Below are 18,306 nucleotides of genomic sequence, written 5' to 3'. Positions count from 1 at the left end.
GTCCTGTCGAAAATTCACCGTAGACACGGTTCCCGACCGGAACCCTCCCGACCATGGCACTCTCAGAGATTCTCCTGGCGCAGAAGGTAAAGATCGCACTCGCCGGCCTGCTCGTCCTCACGGGCGCCGGTGCGGGTGCGGTGTACACCGGTACGGTCGACGTCGACGGCGTCCTCGGCGACGACGCCGACCTCGTCGACAACGTTCCCGAGAACGCGACGATGGTGATGCGCTTCGACAGCGCGGTCGTCGACGACGACAGCACCAAACAGCTGGCGAACGCGGCACTGGAGACGCAGGCGAACGCGTCGGAGCGGTACGACGGGCCGGAAAGCTACGAGGAGGCGATGGAGGCCGTCGAGAACGACTCCGCTTCCGGCGACCTGAGCGCAGACGGGTTCCACGAAGCGGTCGTGTTCGGTAACACGAACTCGACCGGCGTCGCTTCGACTGGCGACCAGTACAACGGTGTCATCGTCAGTTCGGACTGGTCGACCGACGAGTTCGTCAACGCCACCGAATCCGAGTACCGCCCGTACGAGGAGACGACCGTGAACGGCTACACCGTCTACAAACCGAATGAGTCCGCCGCGTTCGGAACCGACCAGCACATCGGCGTCATCGACGACGGCGTCTACGTCGTCGGGTCGCCCGGTGCCGTCAACGACACGCTCGCGGTCGCCGCTGGTGACGGGTCGTCGTTCGGCGGCGAACTCCGCGAACAGTACGACGCCACCCACGACGGCTTCCTCCAGTTCGCGATGGAGATCCCCCAGCAGCAGATCCCCGACGCTGCCTACGAGAACACCGGTTCGGGGCTCGAAATGAACGTCTTCTCCGACGTTCGGTACGTCTCCGGGTCGTACTACTCCGAGGGCGACAGCGTCGGACTGACGGTCGGCATGAACGCTGGCGGCTCCGAGAACGCGAAGGACGTGCAGGACGTGACCGAGGGCGGCGTCGCAGTGCTGAGAGGAGGTATCGAGAACGAGACGGCGAAGGAGGCGCTCCGGGACGTGACGGTCGAACGCGACGGGTCGCGGGTCTCGCTCACCTTCGAGCAACCGGTCGACGAGGTGGCCGACCTGGTCCGCCTCTACTACCGGATGCTGGCGATGCCCATGACCGGCACCGCTGGCTCGACGTACTGAGTCGACCAATCGACACACTCAACTTTCCGTTCTCCCGACCTGTCGTAACCCGCTCGTCAGAACCATGCGCCGCCTCCGCTCCTTGCTCCGGAAGGAACTCCGCTGGAGCAGACACAACCTCGCCACGCTCTGTCTGCTGCTGCTCATCCTCCCCGGCGGGTTCGTCTACACGACGACCGCGTTCGACCAGGTCATCCCGCGTGACTCGCCGGTCGCCGTCGTCCCCGCCGACGACTCGGTGTCTGAGGACGACCTGGACATCGCCACCGCGGCGGTGACGCTGTTCTCGGACCCGCGACGCTACGAGGACACCGAGGCGGGACTCGACGCGCTGAGACGCGAACAGGTGTACGCCGTCCTCGAAGTACCGCCCGACCTGACCGACGAGGGAGTCACGGCGAACTTCACGTTCTACGTCGACGGCTCCATCGTCCCGTACCACGAGGCGTCGGAGGCAATCGTCAGCGTCCTCGACTACCCGCTCCAGCGGACGCTCCCCGCCGACGTGACCGTCGAACGCGAGGTGGTCGGCCCCGAACACAGCCTCTCGGAGTACCTCGTCCCCGTCGGACTCCTGCTCGTCGTGTTGCTGTTCGCGTTCGCCTACGTCCCGTACAACCTCGCCAACGAGCGACAGGTCCTCGACAGGCTGGAGGTCGAGGCGTCGCTGGAGGCGGTCGTCGCCAGCAAGGTGCTGTTCTTCGGAGCGCTGCTGTTCGTCCCGATGGCCGTCGTCCACCTGATGAGCGGCTGGCTCGGCTACGCGAACACCGGGGTCGCTCCCGCCGCCATCCTCGCGTACCTGCTGACGTTCCTCGGACTCGTCGCGCTCAGCACGGCCATCATGCTCCTGTTCCGGTTCGACGTCGTCGGCCGGTTCGTCAACATCGTCGTGCTGTTCGGTCTGCTGGCGTTCTCGAACACCATCTACCCGGCCGGGTTCTTCTCCCCGATTCGGCGGGAGATCGCCCGCGCGAGTCCGCTGCACTACGCGACCATCGTCGCTCGCTCCTCGATGCTCAAGGGGATGACCGTCACCGACTTCCTCGACTGGTTCGCCGGACTGGCGCTGGTCACGCTCGGTGCGTTCGTCCTGCTCGAACTGAGCATCGTCCGCTATCGGAGGGTCAGATGACGGACACGAGCGACGCGGACACGACCGAGCCGCTACTCACCTTCGACGAGGTAGAGAAACGATACGGCGACACCGCGGCACTCGACGGCGTCTCGCTGTCCGTCGACACCGGTACCGTCCACTGTCTCGTCGGCCCGAACGGCTCCGGGAAGTCCACGCTCGTCCGGGTCGCACTCGGTCTCACCCGTCCCTCGGGTGGGTCCGTGGAGTGCCACGGCTCGACCGTCGGCTGCGGGTTCCAGACGCCGACGTTCTACCCCGACCTCACCGTCGGCGAGAACCTGGACGTGTTCGGCGACATCACCGGGGCCGACCCCGGACCGTGGTTCGAAGACGTGCTGGCCCGACTGCGACTCGACCGCGAGCGCGACCGACTCGCGGGCGACCTCTCCGGCGGGTTCGCCAAGAAACTCGACGTGGCGCTGGCGCTCCAGAAGGAGCCGCGACTGCTCGTCCTCGACGAACCGATGTCCGACGTCGACGACGTCTCGCGGGCGGAGCTCGTCGCGCTCCTCGACGACTACGTCACCGACGAGCGGGCGGCGCTCGTCTCGACGCACAGACTCGACGAGTTCGGACCCGTGCTCGACCACCTGACCGTGGTGGAGTCGGGGCGCGTGGTGGTCGACGAACGGGCCGAGACGCTCGCGTCGTCGGCGCTCGACCCCGACTCGCTCCAGCGGTCCTACGTCGACCTGGTCGCCGGGAACGGCGGGGGAGACGGCTCGGACGACGGGAGCGACGCTGGTGCGGTCGACGTCGGCAGCAGTGACACCGTCGAGTGAACGGTCCGCTGGCCCCGCGACTCAGTTCTCGCTCGGTTCGTCTCCGGCGTCGTCTCCGCTCTCCCCGGCGGTCGGGCCGCCGTAGCGTCCGAACCACGACTCCAGTTCCTCCAGTCGGTGGATGGCCCGGTCCGGGTCGGTGATGGCGTGGTGCTCGCCCTGGTAGACGACCAGTTTCGCGTCTACTCCTTGCTTGCGGACGCTCACGTACAGTTGCTCGGCCTGGGTCGGCGGACAGCGCCAGTCGTTCTCGCCGGCCGTGACGAGCAGCGGCGTCCGCACGTTCCCCACGTCGGCTATCGAGGAGGCGTCGCGGTAGCCCTGGGGGTTCTCCCACGGGAGGCCGAAGTCGGCCTCCAGCCAGTTCTGGCTGTCGTCGGTCCCGAACGAGGAGGCGAGGTCGTAGACGCCGTGCTCGGCCGCCGCGGCGGCGAACCGGTCGGTACGCGTCACGAGGTAGGCGGTGTTGACGCCGCCCTGGGAGAACCCCGTGCAGAACAGACGTTCGGGGTCGGCCCACCCCGCATCGATCATCCAGTCGACGCCCGCCTGGAGGTCCTGCACCTCCAGCGTGTTCCAGCGCCCCTTCAGCTGCTCGGAGAACGAACGTCCGTAGGAGGTGGACCCGCGGTAGTTGACGCGGAAGACGACGTACCCCCGCGTCGTCCAGAACAGGGCGTCGAAGTCCCACCCAGGTGCGTCGTAGCTCATCGGTCCGCCGTGGATGTCGAGCAGGAACGGCCGCGGGTCGGGGTCGTTCGGGTCGAAGTCGGCCGGGTAGTAGGCGATACCCTCGACGGACTGGCCGTCGGAGTCGAACTCGACGCGGCGAGCGTTCAGCGGGCCGTACTCGTCGACCAGCGGGTCGGTCGCCGCGGTCAGTCGCGTTCGTTCCTCGTGCCCGTCGTTCTCCCCTGCGCTCTCGTCGAGCGCCGCGACGGGCATCGTGTAGAGTTCGGTCCCCGATTCGGGGTCGCTCAGCGTGACCGCGAGCGTCCCCTCGGCGTGGTCGAACGCCCGGAGCGTCTCGGCGCGTGACTGCGACTCGTAGACACGTTCGGGGTCCCCGTCGAGGTGGAACCGCGCGAACCGTGACCAGCCGCCGTCGCCGAGCAGACAGACGAGGGACTCGTCGTCCAGCCAGCGCGGGGCCGCCCAGCCGAGCGTCCGGTCGAGGCCCGCCGAGACGTCTCGTTCCTCGCCCGTCTCGGGGTCGAGTACGCGGAGTTCCTCCGGTCGGTACCAGTTCTCGGGGTCCCGAGCGCGGACCGCGAGACGGCTCCCGTCGGGACTCCACGTCGGCGACCGACGGGTCGCCTCACCGCTCGTGACGCACTCGACGCTCCCGTCGTCGGGGTCGGCGAGGAACACGTCGGTCGCGTACGTGTCGTCGGGAGCCGCGCCGTCGTAGCCGAGGAACGCGATACCCGCCCGTCCCCACGCTGGCTGACGACCCGTCGTGGCCTCCCCCGCACTCGGTCGGAGGCCGGTCTCGTCCAGGCGTTCGGTGTCGCGGGTCTCTACGTCCACGACGAACAGGTACGTCCGCACGGTGTCGAGCCAGCCCGAGCCGTCGCGTTTGTGCTGGAGGCGTTCGGTCTCGATGGGGCCGCCCTCGTCGCGCTGGTCGAGGGCCGCCTGCTCGTCGTCCGTCGGGTCGCGCGCCGCGATGACGAGGCGGTCGCCCGACGGCGACCAGTCGAACTCGCCGACGCCGTGCTCGCGGGTGGTCACCTGCCTGGCGTCCCCGCCCCACTCCAGGTCGAACGTCCACACCTGCGACCGACGGTCGCCGCTCGCCCGGTCGTCACTCCCAGAATCGTCGTCGGCCTCGTCCTCGTCGGCGGACTGACCCTCCTCGCCTGTCTCGTCGCCCTCGTCCGCGTCAGTCTCGCCGTCGTCTCTCGCTTTCTCGCCGTCGTCAGCGTCCGAGGCGTCGCGGCCGACCCGGAGCGCCAGGTCCCGGTCGCGGGTCATCAGCACGGCCAGCGTCGAGCCGTCGGGCGAGAACGTGGGGGAGGAGGCGTCCGAGGACCGCGTGAGCCGGTGGGGTTCCCGCGAGCCGTCGGTCGGGGCGACGAACACCGACGAGCGCCGCTCGTCCTCGTCGGGGTCGAACTCCCGGGCGACGAACGCGACGCGGTCGCCGTCGGGGGAGAGCGTGGGGGACTCGACCAGCGTCCGGTCGTAGTAGGCCGCCGTGGGGACTGGGTCCATGTCTGGGGCTGTCGGGCCGCCGTGAAGGCTGTTGTGCCGAACTACGCCCCGTCTCCGCTCGAACCGTCGGCCTCGGCGACGCCCACGAGCGCGTCGTAGGCGTCGGCGTACGCCTCCGCGACGGCGTCGGGGTCGTCCCGGTGCTCGCCGGGGAGCGGGCGGAGGCGGTGGCGCGACCACGGCTCGACGAACTCCAGGACGCGCTCGACGCGCTCTTCGAGGCGGCCCTCGCGGGCGCTCCCCGAAGCGACCTCGCAGGCCTTCGCGTAGCGCTCCCCTTCGTAGATGCGGAGGCGGGCGGGTTCGACGACGGCGACGGCGTCCGGGACGGCCCCGTCCAGCGGTCGGGCGATGTCGGCGTACGACTCGACGACGACGCGTTCCTCGGCAGCGACGCGCGCGGCGACTGCGTCGAACGCCGCGCGGTGGCGGTCGGCCATCACCGCGTTGAACTCGTCGAGCGACTCGACGACGGTGGCGTCGGCCAGCGGGAGCGTCTCGGTCAGCAGCGGGGGCAGGTCGACGGTGCCGTTGACGACGAACTCGTCGCGGCCGTCGAGCGTGACGCGGTCACAGAGGAAGGCGCGGTCGGTCCGACCCAGGAGCCCCTTGCCGGTGCCCGGCGCGGGCGTCCAGAGCCGGTGGACGGGGTTGCGTTGCTCGGGAGGGTCCTCGCCAAGTCCGGCGAGCGTCCTGACGTCCTTGCCGTAGAGACGGCCGTCGGCGACGGCGTGGCGGACGTCGTCGTGGTCGAACCAGTAGTCGTTGCCGGCCCGCGGTTTGTAGGCTGGGGCGTCGAGGTGCGCGGCGAGTCCCGAGGCGAACGTGGTCTTTCCCGCGTCGACGCGGGCGCTCCCGGCGACGAGCAGGCGCATCTACGCGAGTCCGTAGTGGCCGGGTTCGTCGTCGGCGTCCGGTTCGGCGAAGACGAACGCGTCGGCGTTGACCATCATCCACGGGATGGCCCAGTCGAGCAGGACGGTCTCGGTCTCGGCGTCGAGTTCGCGCCCGGGGTCGAGCCCCTGGAGCATGCGGGCCACCTCGTAGATGGTGTACATCGACTCGTCGTCGAGCACCTCGTCGGGGTCGCGGAAGACGAGCGGTCGAATCGTCTCGAAGTCGGACTTTGGTCGGGGCATACCTCGTGGTTCGGGCCTCGGGCCGTAAGTCTCGCGGAACGGAGCGCTGTGGGGAGTCGCGCCGAGTCCGCTGGTGCGGAGAAGACAGCCGTCGCTGACCGGCCGAGCGCGAAAGAAAACGGAAGGTTCGGGACGTTACTCGTACGTCGAGGCGACCTGGTCGTACTTCTCGGCGACGTCGTCCCAGTCGACCACGTCGAAGAAGGCGTCGATGAAGTCGCCGCGGGCCGGGCCGTAGTCGTAGTAGTACGAGTGCTCCCAGACGTCCAGCGCGAGGATGGGGTGTGCGCCCCAGAGCGCGCCCTGGTCGTGCTTGTCGACGACGAGGTTGCGAAGCTGCTTCGCGACCGGGTCGTAGACGAGGAGCGCCCAGCCACCGGCGGCCGACGCTGCGGCCTCGAACTCGCCCTTCCAGCCCTCGTAGGAGCCGAAGTCCTCCTCGATACGGTCGGCGAGGTCACCGTCGGGTTCGCCGCCGCCGTTCGGGGACATGTTCTCCCAGAACGTCGTGTGGAGATAGTGTCCACAGCCGTTGTGGGTGACGTTGCGGATGGCTCCACCCGAGGAGCCGAAGTCACCGGACGAACGGTTCTCCGCGAGCGTCTCCTCGGCGCTGTCGAGGCCGTTTACGTAGCCCTGGTGGTGCGTGTCGTGATGCCACGTGAGCACCTGCTCGGACAGGGACGGTTCGAGCGCGTCGTAGTCGTACGGGAGAGACGGCAGTTCCGGGTTTGAACGTTCAGACATATCTTGACACCTCGGTGGGAGAATCGCTCGGTACGATGTTAAAGATTGAGGAGGCGAATCGTATCGCCGCTACTCGATTTAAGTTGGAAACCCTGAACGAAATCGTGACGAACTACTCCCGTCAGTCGTCGTCCGGGTCCTCACGGGTCGCTAGCGCTCGCCGTTCGGACTCTGCGTGGTTCTCCTTCCCCCGCTCGCACTCGTTCGGTCCGGAACACGCTACTCCTCCCCCCGAGCCCGTTTGAACATCGCCAGCGCCTCCTCCCGGCGGTCGCCGTGGTCGCAGATGGGCGCGGGGTACTCCGGCGCGAGGTCGGCGCGTTCGTCGTCGTCCAGTTCGTGCCACTCGTGGATTCGCTCGGGGTCGACGTCGCGGAGTTCGGGGACGTACCGCTTGACGTACTCGGCGTCCGGGTCGTACCGTTCCTGCTGGCTCCACGGGTTGAAGATGCGGAAGTACGGCTGCGCGTCGGTGCCCGTCGAGGCGGCCCACTGCCAGCCGCCGTTGTCGTTGGCCGTGTCGTGGTCCGCGAGGAGGGCGCGGAAGTGGTCGTAGCCGTGTCGCCAGTCGAGCATGAGGTCCTTCGTGAGGAAGGAGGCGACGAGCATCCGGACGCGGTTGTGCATCCACGCCTCCTCGCGCAGCTGGCGCATCCCGGCGTCGACGATGGGGAAGCCCGTCTCGCCGTCGCGCCACGCCTGGAGTTCGTCGTCGTCTTCGCGCCAGTCGATGCCCTCCTGGTAGTCGTCGAAGTTCTCCGTCACCACCTCCGGGTTGAAGTAGAGCACGTGGGTGTAGAACTCCCGCCAGGCGAGCTGTGACTGGAACTCCTCGACGGACTCCCGGGCCTCGTCGTCGGGGGCGTCGGCCATCGCGCCCTCGGTCGCCGCGTACACCTCGCGGACGCCGACGGTCCCCCAGTTGAGATGCGTCGAGAGCAGCGACGTGGTCACCTCGGTCGGGTCGTCGCGGCGATCGGCGTACTCGTAGATTGGCGACTCGCAGAACGCGTCGAGACGGTCGCGTGCGGCCTCGTGCCCGCCCGGTTCGACGTCAGCGTCGGTCTCGTCGAACCCGAGGTCGCCGGACGTCGGCACCTCCTCGTACTCCCCCGCGTCGGCGACGAGGTCACCCGACTCCGGCGCGTCGTAGGGCGGTTCCTTCTCACGGTCGCGCCACTTCTTCCAGAAGTAGGTGTAGACGGAGTAGTGCTCGCCGTCGTTGGTCGTGATAGAGCCGGGTTCGTGGTGGAGGGCGTCGTGGAACGCCGCGTGGCCGTAGCCCGCGTCCGAGAGGGCGGCCTTCACGGCCTCGTCGCGTTCCTGCGCGAGGCCGGAGTAGCCGTGGTTCCAGAACACGCCGGTCGCGTCGTGTTCCGCACAGAGGTCGGGGAGGACGGCGCTGGGGTCGCCGCGGAGCAGGCAGAGGTCGCCGTCGTGGTCGCGGTACCACTCGCGGAGCGCCGCTAGCGCGTCGAGCATGAACGCGACGCGCGAGGGCGACCCGTGAGCGAGCACCTCGTCGTCGAAGACGAACACTGGTAACACGTCGTCCTCGTCGGTGGCCTTCGCGAGGCCGAGGTTGTCGGTGGCACGCAGGTCCGAGCGGTGCCAGTGGACGAGCATAGAACGCTAGACGGCGGGCCGGACCGTAACCCTCCGGGTGGCGGCGACCGAGGTGACCACTGGTCGGTTGGTGCAAAACTTGCATGAATTTTGTTAACCTTTATTTTGGTACGGCGTAACACATAGCTGGAATGGAATCAGACGACGGAAGTCGATCCAAGGGACCGGTACGGCGACGAGCATTTCTGAAAGCGACCGGGGCAGGCGTCGCGGGCGTATCGCTCGCTGGCTGTGTCAGCACGGGGGGCGATGGGGGAGAAACGACTGACGGCAGCGGCACCGACGGTGGTGGCGGCGGAAATTCGAGCGGTGGCGGCGGGACCACGACCGGGACCGCGAGCGGTGGCAACCTCCCCGATTCGGTCAAGGTCGGTGTGCTCGCGCCCGAGCCGTCGAGCAACCCCATCGGGGCCAGCATCGCCAACGGTGCGAAACTGGCCGCGAAGCAGTTGAACGAGGAGGGCTCGGGTCCGGAGTTCGAGGTGGTCGTCAAGGACACCAAGGAGAAACCCGACACCGGGCGGACGAAGTACCAGGAACTCACCCTCAGCGAGGAGGTGGACGTGACGACGGGCATCTTCACCAGCGAGGTGCTGCTGGCGGTGCTCGGCGACATCGCCGAACAGCAGACCGTCCACCTCACGTCGGGTGCGGCGACGCCCGAGGCGAGCGCACGGGTCAACGAGGACTACGAGAACTACAAGTACCACTTCCGCACCGGGCCGCTCAACGCCTACCAGCTCGGGGTCAACATGACCGACTTCCTGGGGGCCAAGCAGTCGGACCTCGGCTGGGAGTCGGTCGCGGTGCTCGTCGAGGACTACGAGTGGACGAAACCCGTCTCGAAGGCGCTCGACGAGAACATGGGCGACACCGGCGTCGAGATAACGACCCAGAAGCGCTACGCGTCCGGCACGACCAACTTCGCGCCCATCTACGACCAGGTGGAGAGTTCGGGGGCCGACGCGGCGTTCATCGCGATGGCCCACACCGGCACGCCGGCTGTCGCGCAGTGGGCGAAGGAGCAACGCCCCTTCCACTTCGGAGGCATCCACGTGCCGATGCAACTGCCGTCGTACTACGAGGCGACGAGCGGCGCGTGTAACTACGGGGTGACGCAGAACTCCGCGACGCCAAAGAGCGAGGTGACCGAGAAGACCGTCCCGTTCTCCAACGCGTACAACGAGGAGTACGACAGCTACCCGGTCTACACGGGCTACATCACGTTCGACGCGGTCAAGCAGTACGCGGAGGTCATCCAGCAGGCCGGGACCGTCGAGGCCGACGACGTCGTCTCCGGCCTCGAGCAGTCGTCGTACACCGGCACCGTCGGAACGGTGGAGTACTACCCGAAGGACAACGAGTTCGCCCACGACGTCGTCTACGAGGAGGACCTGGTCAACCCGGTGTACCAGCAGTGGCAGGACGGCAGCCAGGAGGTCATCTACCCCGACAACCTCACGACGGCCGACTACCAGGCCCCCTCGTGGTTGTAGATGGTCGGCGTCGACCTCGTCGCTCCACTGCAGGCCTCGCCGTCGACGGTGCTCGTCCAGATCGTCATCCTCAGTTCGCTGTACGCGCTCGTGGCGCTGGGGTTCACGCTCATCTTCGGCGTCGGCGGGGTGTTGAACCTCGCTCACGGCGCGAGCATCACCATCGGCGCGTTCGTCGCGTACGTCGTCACCGCACAGCAGGGGTTCGGCGGGTTCGTCGGACTCGCGGCGGCGTTCGTCGTCACCGGCCTCGTGAGCGGCGTCTACTACCTGGCGCTCATCAAGCGCATCGAGGACGAGCCCATCATGGTGATGATAATCACGCTCGTCACCTCGGTCGCCGTCGAGGAGGTCATCCGGTTCGTCTACGGCTCGCAGGCGAAGGTGCTGACGCTCGTCGGCGGTCGCATCAGCCTCGCCGGGTCGACGGTGACGTACACCCAGCTCGTGGCGTTCGGGCTCTCGGCGCTGCTCATCGCCGCCCTGTTCGCGTTCGTCAACTACACGCCACAGGGCAAGGCGCTGCTCGCGACGAGCATGACGAAGAAGGGGGCGGCGCTGGTCGGCATCGAGGCCGACCGCATCAACCTGCTCGTCTGGGTCGGGGCCGGCGCGCTCGCGGGCGTCGCGGGCGTCTTCCTCGGCGCGACGCAGGGCGCGTTCTTCGCGATGGGTCGCGGGCCGCTCGTCCTCTCGTTCAGCATCGTCGTGCTCGGCGGTATCGGCTCCATCCGTGGCAGCGTCCTCGGTGCGTTCGTCGTGGGCGCGCTGGAGGTGCTGACGGTCCAGTACGTCGATTCGAGCCTCACGGGACTGACCCCGTTGCTGGTGCTCGTCGTCGTGTTGCTGCTCAGACCGGAGGGACTGTTCGGCCGCGAACTGGTGGAAGCATGACGCTGCACGACCCAGCGCGCTCCATCGCACGTCGACCACCGACCGACACCGGGGCGAACGCATGAGTGAGGACACCGCATCCGGACGCGTGACGGACGAGAGCGGGCGGTCGCTCCCGTCGATACCGGTGCGATACGTCGTCGGGGTAGTCGGCCTGCTCCTGCTCGCGGTGCTGCCGCTGATGGCGAGCATGGAGCTCGGCATCGGCATCCCCGGCGTGTTCGTCTTCACCGTCGACCAGCTGTTCCTGCTCGACCTGGCGCTCGCGCTCTACTTCGGGATGTTCGCGATGAGCTGGGACACCGTCTCGGGGTACACCGGCCAGATATCGTTCGGTCACGGCCTGTTCTTCGCCGTCGGCGGCTACACGTCGGCGCTGTTGAACCTCGGCTACGGGCTGGACCCCCTCGTGTCGGTGCCCCTCGGGATGGTGCTCGCGGCCGTCGCGGGCGTCGTCATCGGTGTGCCGGCGCTCCGTCTGCGCGGGCCGTACCTCTCGCTGGTGACGCTCGTCGCACCGCTCATCCTGCTCAACCTGTTCATCTTCCGGAGCGACGTGTTCGGGGGTGAACTCGGCATCTCGCCCGGCCCCGACAACTTCCTCGGGTTCGGCGTCGCCGACGCGGAGATGGTGTACTACGTCGCCCTCGGCCTGTTCGTGTTCATCATGGCGGTGTTGCTCCTCGTGACTCGCTCCGACGCGGGCCGGGTGTTCACCGCCGTCCGCGAGGACGAGGACGCAGTGGCGAGCGTCGGCCTCAACCCGGCGAAGTTCAAGATTTTCGCGTTCGTCCTCAGCGCCGCCATCGGCGGGCTGGCGGGGGCGATGTACGTCCACACGCCGCGAGGCGGCGCGACGTACTCCGAACTGTTCTCGACGACGGTCAACGTCGAGGTCATCATCGCCGCCGTCCTCGGCGGGATGGGTACCATCGTCGGGGCCGCCATCGGCGGCATCTTCGTCGGTATCGTCCCGGAGTTGTTGAACGAGGTCGAGCTGGCGATTCCCGAGATCCTCGCACTCCCGTTCGGGCCGAACGTCGGGCTCAAAGTCCCCGTCGTCGGCGGGACGCCGATCAGCGAGATCGACTTCCTCATCTTCGCCGTCCTCACGCTGTTCCTGCTGTACATCCTGCCCGGCGGTATCCTCCGGGCGGTCATCCGCGGCGGGCGGCGTGCCCGTGGCTGGCGACGCGGCGACGACGTTGCGACCGACGGCGGTCGGCCAGAGCGCGTCCTCACCCGCGTCGTCCGTCGCTGGAACGACGAGTTGCGAGGTGACGACGATGAGTAGCGAGTCGAACCGGACGACCGACGACGAGGGGACCCCGACCGTCTCCGACGCGGCAGCGACGCCGGGAGCGGAGTCGTACGGTCCCGACGACGGCGTCCTCGTCGTCGACAACCTCCGGAAGGAGTTCGGGGGACTCGTCGCCGTCGAGGACTTCTCGTTCGCCGTCGAGGAGCAGGAGATCCTCGGCTTCATCGGGCCGAACGGGGCCGGGAAGTCGACGACGTTCAACTGCGTCACCGGCTTCTACGAACCCACTGCGGGGACCGTCTGGTATCAGGGCGAGGATGTCACCGGCAAGCCGTCGTACGAGATGGTCAACCGGGGCCTCGCCCGCACGTTCCAGCACTTCCGGCCGCTCCACGACCGGAGCGTCGTGGCCAACGTCGCACTGGCGCTGGTGCCGGACAAACTGTTCTCGTTCGGCGGCCTGCGCGGCGGGACGAGAGAACGAGCGGCGGAGCTCTGCGAGCGCGTCGGTCTGGGCGACGACCTGCACCGACTGCCCGACGAACTGCCACACGCGGGCCTCCTGCGACTGGAACTCGCCCGCGCGCTGGCGACGGACCCGACGCTGCTGCTCGTCGACGAACCGTTCGCCGGGCTGGCGGGCAACGAGGTCGAACGCATCTCGACGCTCATCCGGGAGTTACGCGACGAGGGCCTGACGCTCGTGGTCGTCGACCACAACATGCGCGGGTTGCTCTCGCTCATCGACCGTGCGGTGGTCATCAACTTCGGGTCGAAACTCGCGGAGGGGACGCCCGAGGAGATTCGGAACGACGAGGAGGTCCAGCGGGCCTACCTCGGAGGTGACCTATGAGGGAGTGGTTCGGCGTCGCGGGGGGCGGCCTCGCGAGCGCACCGGACGACGCCTCGAACCGGGAGGACACCGCGCCGGCCGACGCGTCCGACGCGCCCGCGTCGGCCGCCGACGAGCAGCTCCTCGCCGTCGAGGACTGCAGCGTCTCCTACGGGAAGGTGTCGGCGCTGCGCAGCATCGACGTGCGCGTCGCCGAGGGCGAGTTCGTCGCCGTCATCGGTCCGAACGGGGCGGGAAAGTCGACGCTCTGCAACACCGTCTCGGGCTTCCGGGAGTACTCCGGCAGCGTCCGATACCACGGCGACGAGGTTCGCGGGCAGTCACCGCGTGACCTCGTCGAGGGTGGACTGGTCCACTGCACGGAGTCCCGCGACCTGTTCGGCCACATGTCCGTCGAGGACAACCTGACGCTCGGCGCGTACCGGGCGAACACCAACGTCTCGGAGCGGCTGCGGTTCGTCTACGACCTGTTCCCGGCGCTCGAAGACCGGACGGGCCAGCACGCCCGGACGATGAGCGGCGGCGAACAGCAGATGCTCGCCATCGGGCGGGCGCTGATGGGCGACCCCGACCTGCTCGTCCTCGACGAACCGACGCTGGGTCTCGCGCCGGTCATCCTCGACGACATCAGCGGGGGTATCGAGCAGATACGCGAGGAGGGCGTCACCATCCTCCTCGCCGAGCAGAACGTGACGTTCGCGCTCCGCCACGCCGACCGCATCGTCCTGCTGGAGAACGGCGAGGTGGTCAGACGCGGCACGCCCGACGAACTCCGCGAGGACGACTACATCCGCGAGTCGTACCTCGGCGGGTAGCGCGGCCGGCACACCCATCGATTCTTTGGCTCGGTCCGTTCAGAACGACCAGCTACTCGCTCGCGTCGCGAATCGCGGTCCAGACCGTCTCCTCGGTCAGCGGCATGTCGACGTGCTCGACGCCCAGCGGCGAGAGGGCGTCGACCACCGCGTTCACGACGGCGGGCGGCGCGGCGATGGTCCCGGCCTCTCCGATACCCTTCACGCCCAGCCGATTGGTGGGACTCGGGGTCTCCGTCGCGTCCGTCTCCACGTCGGGTAGCTGGGTCGTCTTCGGGACCCCGTACCTTGAGAGCGAGTCGGTCAGGAGCGCCCCGTCCTCGCCGTAGACGGCCGCCTCGTAGCGCGCCTGGCCGACGCCCTGGGCGACGCCGCCGTGGACCTGCCCCTCGACGATGGTCGGGTTGACGCGCGGGCCGCAGTCGTCGACCGCGACGTAGCGCTCTATCTCGACCTCGCCGCTCTCGGGGTCGACGGCCACGCGGGCGACGTGCGTCCCGAACGTGTAGGCGGTGCCCTCGGGTTCGTAGAACGTGGTCTCGTCGAGGCCCCGGTCGACGCCGTCGGGGAGGCCGCTGCCGTAGGCCGCGGACGCAACCTCCGAGAACGGAATCGTCCGACTCGGGTCGCCCGTGACGTGGAACTCCCCCGCGTCGTACGCCACGTCGTCGGGCGGGGCCTCGAACTGGTGGGCCGCGATGCGGCGCGCCTTCTCCCGGACCGCCCGCGCGCTCTCGGCGACGGCGTTGCCGCCCGTGACGGTGCTCCGACTGCCAAACGTCCCCGTCCCGGTCGGGACGCTGTCGGTGTCGCCCTCGCTGACCTCGATGGACTCCTCGTCGACGCCGAGTTCGTCGGCCACTATCTGTGCGTACGTCGTCTCGTGGCCCTGTCCGTGGGAGTGCGTCCCGGCGTACACCGCGACGCTCCCGTCCGGATGGACTCTGACGACGCCACTCTCGAAGCCGCCGCCCGTCGACTCGACGTAGTTGGCGACGCCGACGCCGCGGTAGCGCCCGTCGTCGTCGTCCCGTTGGCGGGACTCCTCCCGATTCTCCGAGTAGTCCACCGCGTCGAGCGCCCGGTCCATCGCTCGCTCGTAGTCGCCGCTGTCGTAGGTCGCGCCGACGGGCGTCTCGTAGGGGAACGCGTCTGCCCCGACCAGGTTTCGTCGCCGGAGTTCCACAGGGTCCAGGTCCAGTTCGCGCGCCGCGGCGTCGAACAGTCGCTCGACGACGTAGATGGACTCGGGGCGGCCCGCCCCGCGGTAGGTGTGGACCGGTGCGGTCGTCGTGAAGACGCTCCGGGCCTCGCAGTGGATGGCCGGGATGCGGTACTCTCCGGAGAGCAGGCGACCGTAACCCACCTGGATGGCGGCCGAACTGCCGAGCGCGTAGCCACCGAGGCCGACGTTCGTCTCGGCGCGCAGGCCGCGGACGGTGCCGCCGTCGTCGACGGCGAGTTCGGCGTGGGTGACGTGGTCCCGGCCGTGCGCCCCGGCGCGGTAGTTCTCCGAGCGGGTGGCGGTCCACCGGACCGGCCGACCGAGTTCGCGGGCCGCCCACGCCGTCATCGCCTCGCCGGGGTAGTGGTGGCCCTTGTGGCCGAACCCGCCGCCGACGTCCGGCGCGACGACGCGAATCCGGCCCTCGCGCACCCCGAGCGTCCGCGAGAGGTCCCGCCGGTGGCCGTGGGCGCTCTGGCTCGTCAGTTCGACGGTCAACCGCTCCTCGGCCTCGTCGTAGCGGGCGAGCGCCGCCCGCGGTTCCATCGCGTTCGCGACGAGCCGATTGTTCCGCAGGTCGAGAGCGACCGCGTGGTCGGCCGTCTCGAACGCCCGGTCGGTCGCCTCGCGGTCGCCGAGTTCGCCCGTCGCGGCGACGTTGTCGGGGGCCGCCTCGTACAGCGTGGGGGCGTCCTCGGCGGTCGCCTCGGCCGGGTCGGTGGTCGCGTCGAAGGTATTGTATGTGACGTCGACCGCTGCCACGGCGTCGCTCGCGACGTAGCGGTCCTCGGCGACGACGGCGGCTATCGGCTGGCCCTGATACCGGACGCGGTCACGGGCGAGGACGGGATGACCCGGCGCGTCTACGTCGAGACCGCTCGACCCGAGGACCATCGGCGCGTCGGAGGCGTCGAGGTCGTCCCAGGTGTACGCGGCGACGACGCCGTCGAGGTCGGTGGCCCCGCTCGTATCGACGCCGTCGAGTCGAGCGTGCGCGTGGTCGCTCCGGACGAACGCGAGGTGGACCGCCCCCGGCGCGGTCAGGTCGTCGGTGTACGCTGCGTCACCGGTGAGCAGCGCCGCGTCCTCTCGGCGCGTCGTCCGCCGCCCGACGGACGGCTCGTCGGGCGATTCGTTCGTCATGCGTCCCGTTCTCGTGGTGGGTGGTAAACAGTTGTCCCGAGCAGGGGCGAGGGAGTCGTCGCCTGGGGGGATGTCGTCAGGAGAGAGAAGTCGTCACTGCCCCCCGACGGCCGTCGCTGTCGAGCGACCGAACGCGCACGGCGTCTTCCGGATGGGGAACGCCTAACACCCGTCCGCGGGTGGGTGCGTCTACATGGCAAATCTCGTCGCCGACGTCGCCGAGACCGCTGCAGACCGCCCCGACGCGACCGCCATCGGCTTCCGCGGTCGGACGTGGAGCTACGCGGAGTTCTGGAGCGAGACCGGCCGACTGGCGCAGGCGCTCGCCGACCGCGGCGTCGGCGCGGACGACCGGGTCGCGCTCTACCTCCCGAACCTTCCGCAGTACGTGACCGGCTTCCACGCGACGCTCCGCGCGGGCGGCGTCGTCGTTCCGATGAACCCGCAGTACAAGACCCGCGAGATCGGCCACCTGCTCGACGACAGCGGGGCGACGGTGGTCCTCACGCTCGCCGACCTCGCGCCGATGGTCACCGAGGTCGAGGCGGAGACGGACGTCGAACACGTCGTCGCGGTCGGCGGCGACGACGCCGACCTGCCCGAGGGGGCGACGTCGTACCGCGAGTTCCTCGCGAGTGCGGACGACGAACTCGACGTGGTCGACCGCGCGGACGACGACGTGGCCTGCCAGCCGTACACCTCCGGGACGACGGGCCAGCCGAAGGGCGTGATGCTCACCCACCGTAACCTCGCCTCGAACGCTCGCTCGACGGGGTCGCTGATGCCGGGCGGGTTCGACCCCGACGACAAGATGCTCGGGGTCCTCCCGCTGTTCCACATCTACGGGATGACCGTGACGATGCTCGGGACGCTGTTCAACGGCGCGGCGTACTACCCCATGTCCGAGTGGGACGCCCAGGAGGCCGTGGACCTCATCGAGAGCGAGGACATCACCATCGTCCACGGCGTGCCCGCGATGTACAACGACCTCGTCAACCAGCCCAACGCCGAGGAGTTCGACCTCTCGTCCGTCCGGTTCGCCAACTCCGGTGGCTCCAGTCTCCCCATCGAAGTGATGCGCCGGTTCGAGGACCTGTACGACGTGGACCTGTTCGAGGGGTACGGTCTCACCGAGACCAGCCCCGTCACGCACGCCAACCGCCCGGACGAGCGCCGTGCAGGGTCCATCGGCAGGGCCATCCCCGGCGTCGAGTCGATGGTCGTGAACGACGAGTTCGAGGAACTCCCGCCGGTCGAGCGCGGCCCCGTCGAGGAGGGCACGGACCTCGACGCGGTGACGGGCGAGCTCGTCGTCGCCGGACCGAACGTGATGCGCGGCTACTACGGCCTGCCCGAGGCCAACGAAGAAGCGTTCACCGAGCGAGACGGGACGCGCTGGTTCCACACCGGCGACATCGCCTACCGCGACGAGGACGGCTACTACTTCGTCGTCGACCGGGAGAAACACATGATCAACACCGCGGGCTACAACGTCTACCCGCGTGAGGTGGAGGAGCTACTGTTCGAACACGACGACGTCGCCGACGCCGCCGTCGTCGGTATCCCCGACGAGCGCCGTGGCGAGACGGTGAAGGCGTTCGTCGTTCCGGCTCCCGATGCGGACGTTACGCCCGACGAGATTCGTGAGTACTGCCTGGAGCGGCTGGCCGAGTACAAACACCCGCGGGAGGTGGAGTTCGTGGACGTGCTGCCGAGGACGACGACGGGGAAGGTGCAGAAGTTCGAGTTGCGTGGTTCGAACGAGTGAGCGAAGCGAGCGAGTGAGAACCACGTGAAGACGAGCGGGGAACGGAGTGAC

General features: G+C 68.7%; 15 protein-coding genes. 9 read left to right on the top strand and 6 right to left on the bottom strand.

Features of this window, described 5'->3' with window-relative positions:
• The first annotated feature begins 53 nt into the window (after nucleotides 1–53).
• From MX571_RS15925 to MX571_RS15915, 3 genes are all read left to right on the top strand, one after another.
• Entirely contained in the window at nucleotides 54–1,151 is a 1,098-nt protein-coding gene (locus MX571_RS15925) for a hypothetical protein (protein ID WP_247418577.1), read from the top strand.
• A gap of 64 nt (nucleotides 1,152–1,215) precedes the next feature.
• Nucleotides 1,216–2,286: an ABC transporter permease gene (locus MX571_RS15920; protein WP_247418576.1), complete on the top strand. Its 1,071-nt coding sequence runs from the start codon at nucleotides 1,216–1,218 to the stop codon at nucleotides 2,284–2,286.
• Nucleotides 2,283–3,071 (top strand): ABC transporter ATP-binding protein, encoded by a 789-nt coding sequence (locus MX571_RS15915; RefSeq protein WP_247418574.1) that lies wholly within the window; start codon nucleotides 2,283–2,285, stop codon nucleotides 3,069–3,071. The genes MX571_RS15920 and MX571_RS15915 overlap by 4 nt, the downstream gene beginning before the upstream one ends.
• A gap of 21 nt (nucleotides 3,072–3,092) precedes the next feature.
• Here the strand turns inward: MX571_RS15915 and MX571_RS15910 are convergent, their stop codons facing one another.
• The 5 genes from MX571_RS15910 to MX571_RS15890 form a co-directional block, all read right to left on the bottom strand.
• A complete protein-coding gene (locus MX571_RS15910) occupies nucleotides 3,093–5,288 on the bottom strand; it encodes a S9 family peptidase (RefSeq protein WP_247418573.1) in 2,196 nt (731 codons plus the stop codon).
• A 41-nt stretch (nucleotides 5,289–5,329) separates the two neighbouring features.
• The gene (locus MX571_RS15905) at nucleotides 5,330–6,163 is read right to left on the bottom strand and encodes an ATPase (RefSeq protein WP_247418571.1); all 834 of its coding nucleotides are present in this window, start codon (nucleotides 6,161–6,163) and stop codon (nucleotides 5,330–5,332) included.
• Complete coding sequence (locus tag MX571_RS15900) at nucleotides 6,164–6,427, bottom strand: DUF5827 family protein (protein ID WP_247418569.1); 264 nt, start codon at nucleotides 6,425–6,427, stop codon at nucleotides 6,164–6,166.
• Between the two features lie 135 nt (nucleotides 6,428–6,562).
• The gene (gene sod / locus MX571_RS15895) at nucleotides 6,563–7,174 is read right to left on the bottom strand and encodes a superoxide dismutase [Mn] (RefSeq protein ID WP_247418567.1); all 612 of its coding nucleotides are present in this window, start codon (nucleotides 7,172–7,174) and stop codon (nucleotides 6,563–6,565) included.
• A 219-nt stretch (nucleotides 7,175–7,393) separates the two neighbouring features.
• The gene (locus MX571_RS15890; RefSeq protein WP_247418566.1) at nucleotides 7,394–8,800 is read right to left on the bottom strand and encodes a cryptochrome/photolyase family protein; all 1,407 of its coding nucleotides are present in this window, start codon (nucleotides 8,798–8,800) and stop codon (nucleotides 7,394–7,396) included.
• A 131-nt stretch (nucleotides 8,801–8,931) separates the two neighbouring features.
• On the opposite strand from MX571_RS15890, the gene MX571_RS15885 reads away from it, so the two are divergent.
• The 5 genes from MX571_RS15885 (at nucleotide 8,932) to MX571_RS15865 (ending at nucleotide 14,119) form a co-directional block, all read left to right on the top strand.
• Complete coding sequence (locus tag MX571_RS15885; RefSeq protein WP_247418565.1) at nucleotides 8,932–10,296, top strand: ABC transporter substrate-binding protein; 1,365 nt, start codon at nucleotides 8,932–8,934, stop codon at nucleotides 10,294–10,296.
• Nucleotides 10,297–11,190, top strand: coding sequence for a branched-chain amino acid ABC transporter permease (locus MX571_RS15880; RefSeq protein ID WP_247418564.1), 894 nt, complete (start codon nucleotides 10,297–10,299; stop codon nucleotides 11,188–11,190). It begins immediately after the preceding gene.
• Between the two features lie 61 nt (nucleotides 11,191–11,251).
• Nucleotides 11,252–12,484 (top strand): branched-chain amino acid ABC transporter permease, encoded by a 1,233-nt coding sequence (locus tag MX571_RS15875; protein ID WP_247418563.1) that lies wholly within the window; start codon nucleotides 11,252–11,254, stop codon nucleotides 12,482–12,484.
• Nucleotides 12,477–13,304, top strand: a complete 828-nt coding sequence (locus tag MX571_RS15870) for an ABC transporter ATP-binding protein (protein WP_247418562.1) — start codon at nucleotides 12,477–12,479, stop codon at nucleotides 13,302–13,304. The genes MX571_RS15875 and MX571_RS15870 overlap by 8 nt, the downstream gene beginning before the upstream one ends.
• Entirely contained in the window at nucleotides 13,301–14,119 is an 819-nt protein-coding gene (locus MX571_RS15865) for an ABC transporter ATP-binding protein (protein WP_247418561.1), read from the top strand. The genes MX571_RS15870 and MX571_RS15865 overlap by 4 nt, the downstream gene beginning before the upstream one ends.
• Nucleotides 14,120–14,171: 52 nt before the next feature.
• On the opposite strand, the gene MX571_RS15860 is transcribed toward MX571_RS15865, so the two are convergent.
• Nucleotides 14,172–16,487 (bottom strand): xanthine dehydrogenase family protein molybdopterin-binding subunit, encoded by a 2,316-nt coding sequence (locus MX571_RS15860; RefSeq protein ID WP_247418560.1) that lies wholly within the window; start codon nucleotides 16,485–16,487, stop codon nucleotides 14,172–14,174.
• Between the two features lie 193 nt (nucleotides 16,488–16,680).
• On the opposite strand from MX571_RS15860, the gene MX571_RS15855 reads away from it, so the two are divergent.
• Complete coding sequence (locus MX571_RS15855; RefSeq protein WP_247418559.1) at nucleotides 16,681–18,255, top strand: long-chain-fatty-acid--CoA ligase; 1,575 nt, start codon at nucleotides 16,681–16,683, stop codon at nucleotides 18,253–18,255.
• Nucleotides 18,256–18,306 lie beyond the last annotated feature (51 nt).

Source organism: Halomarina salina, assembly GCF_023074835.1.
Lineage (GTDB): Archaea > Halobacteriota > Halobacteria > Halobacteriales > Haloarculaceae > Halomarina > Halomarina salina.
This window is presented reverse-complemented; position numbering and strand designations above follow the sequence as displayed.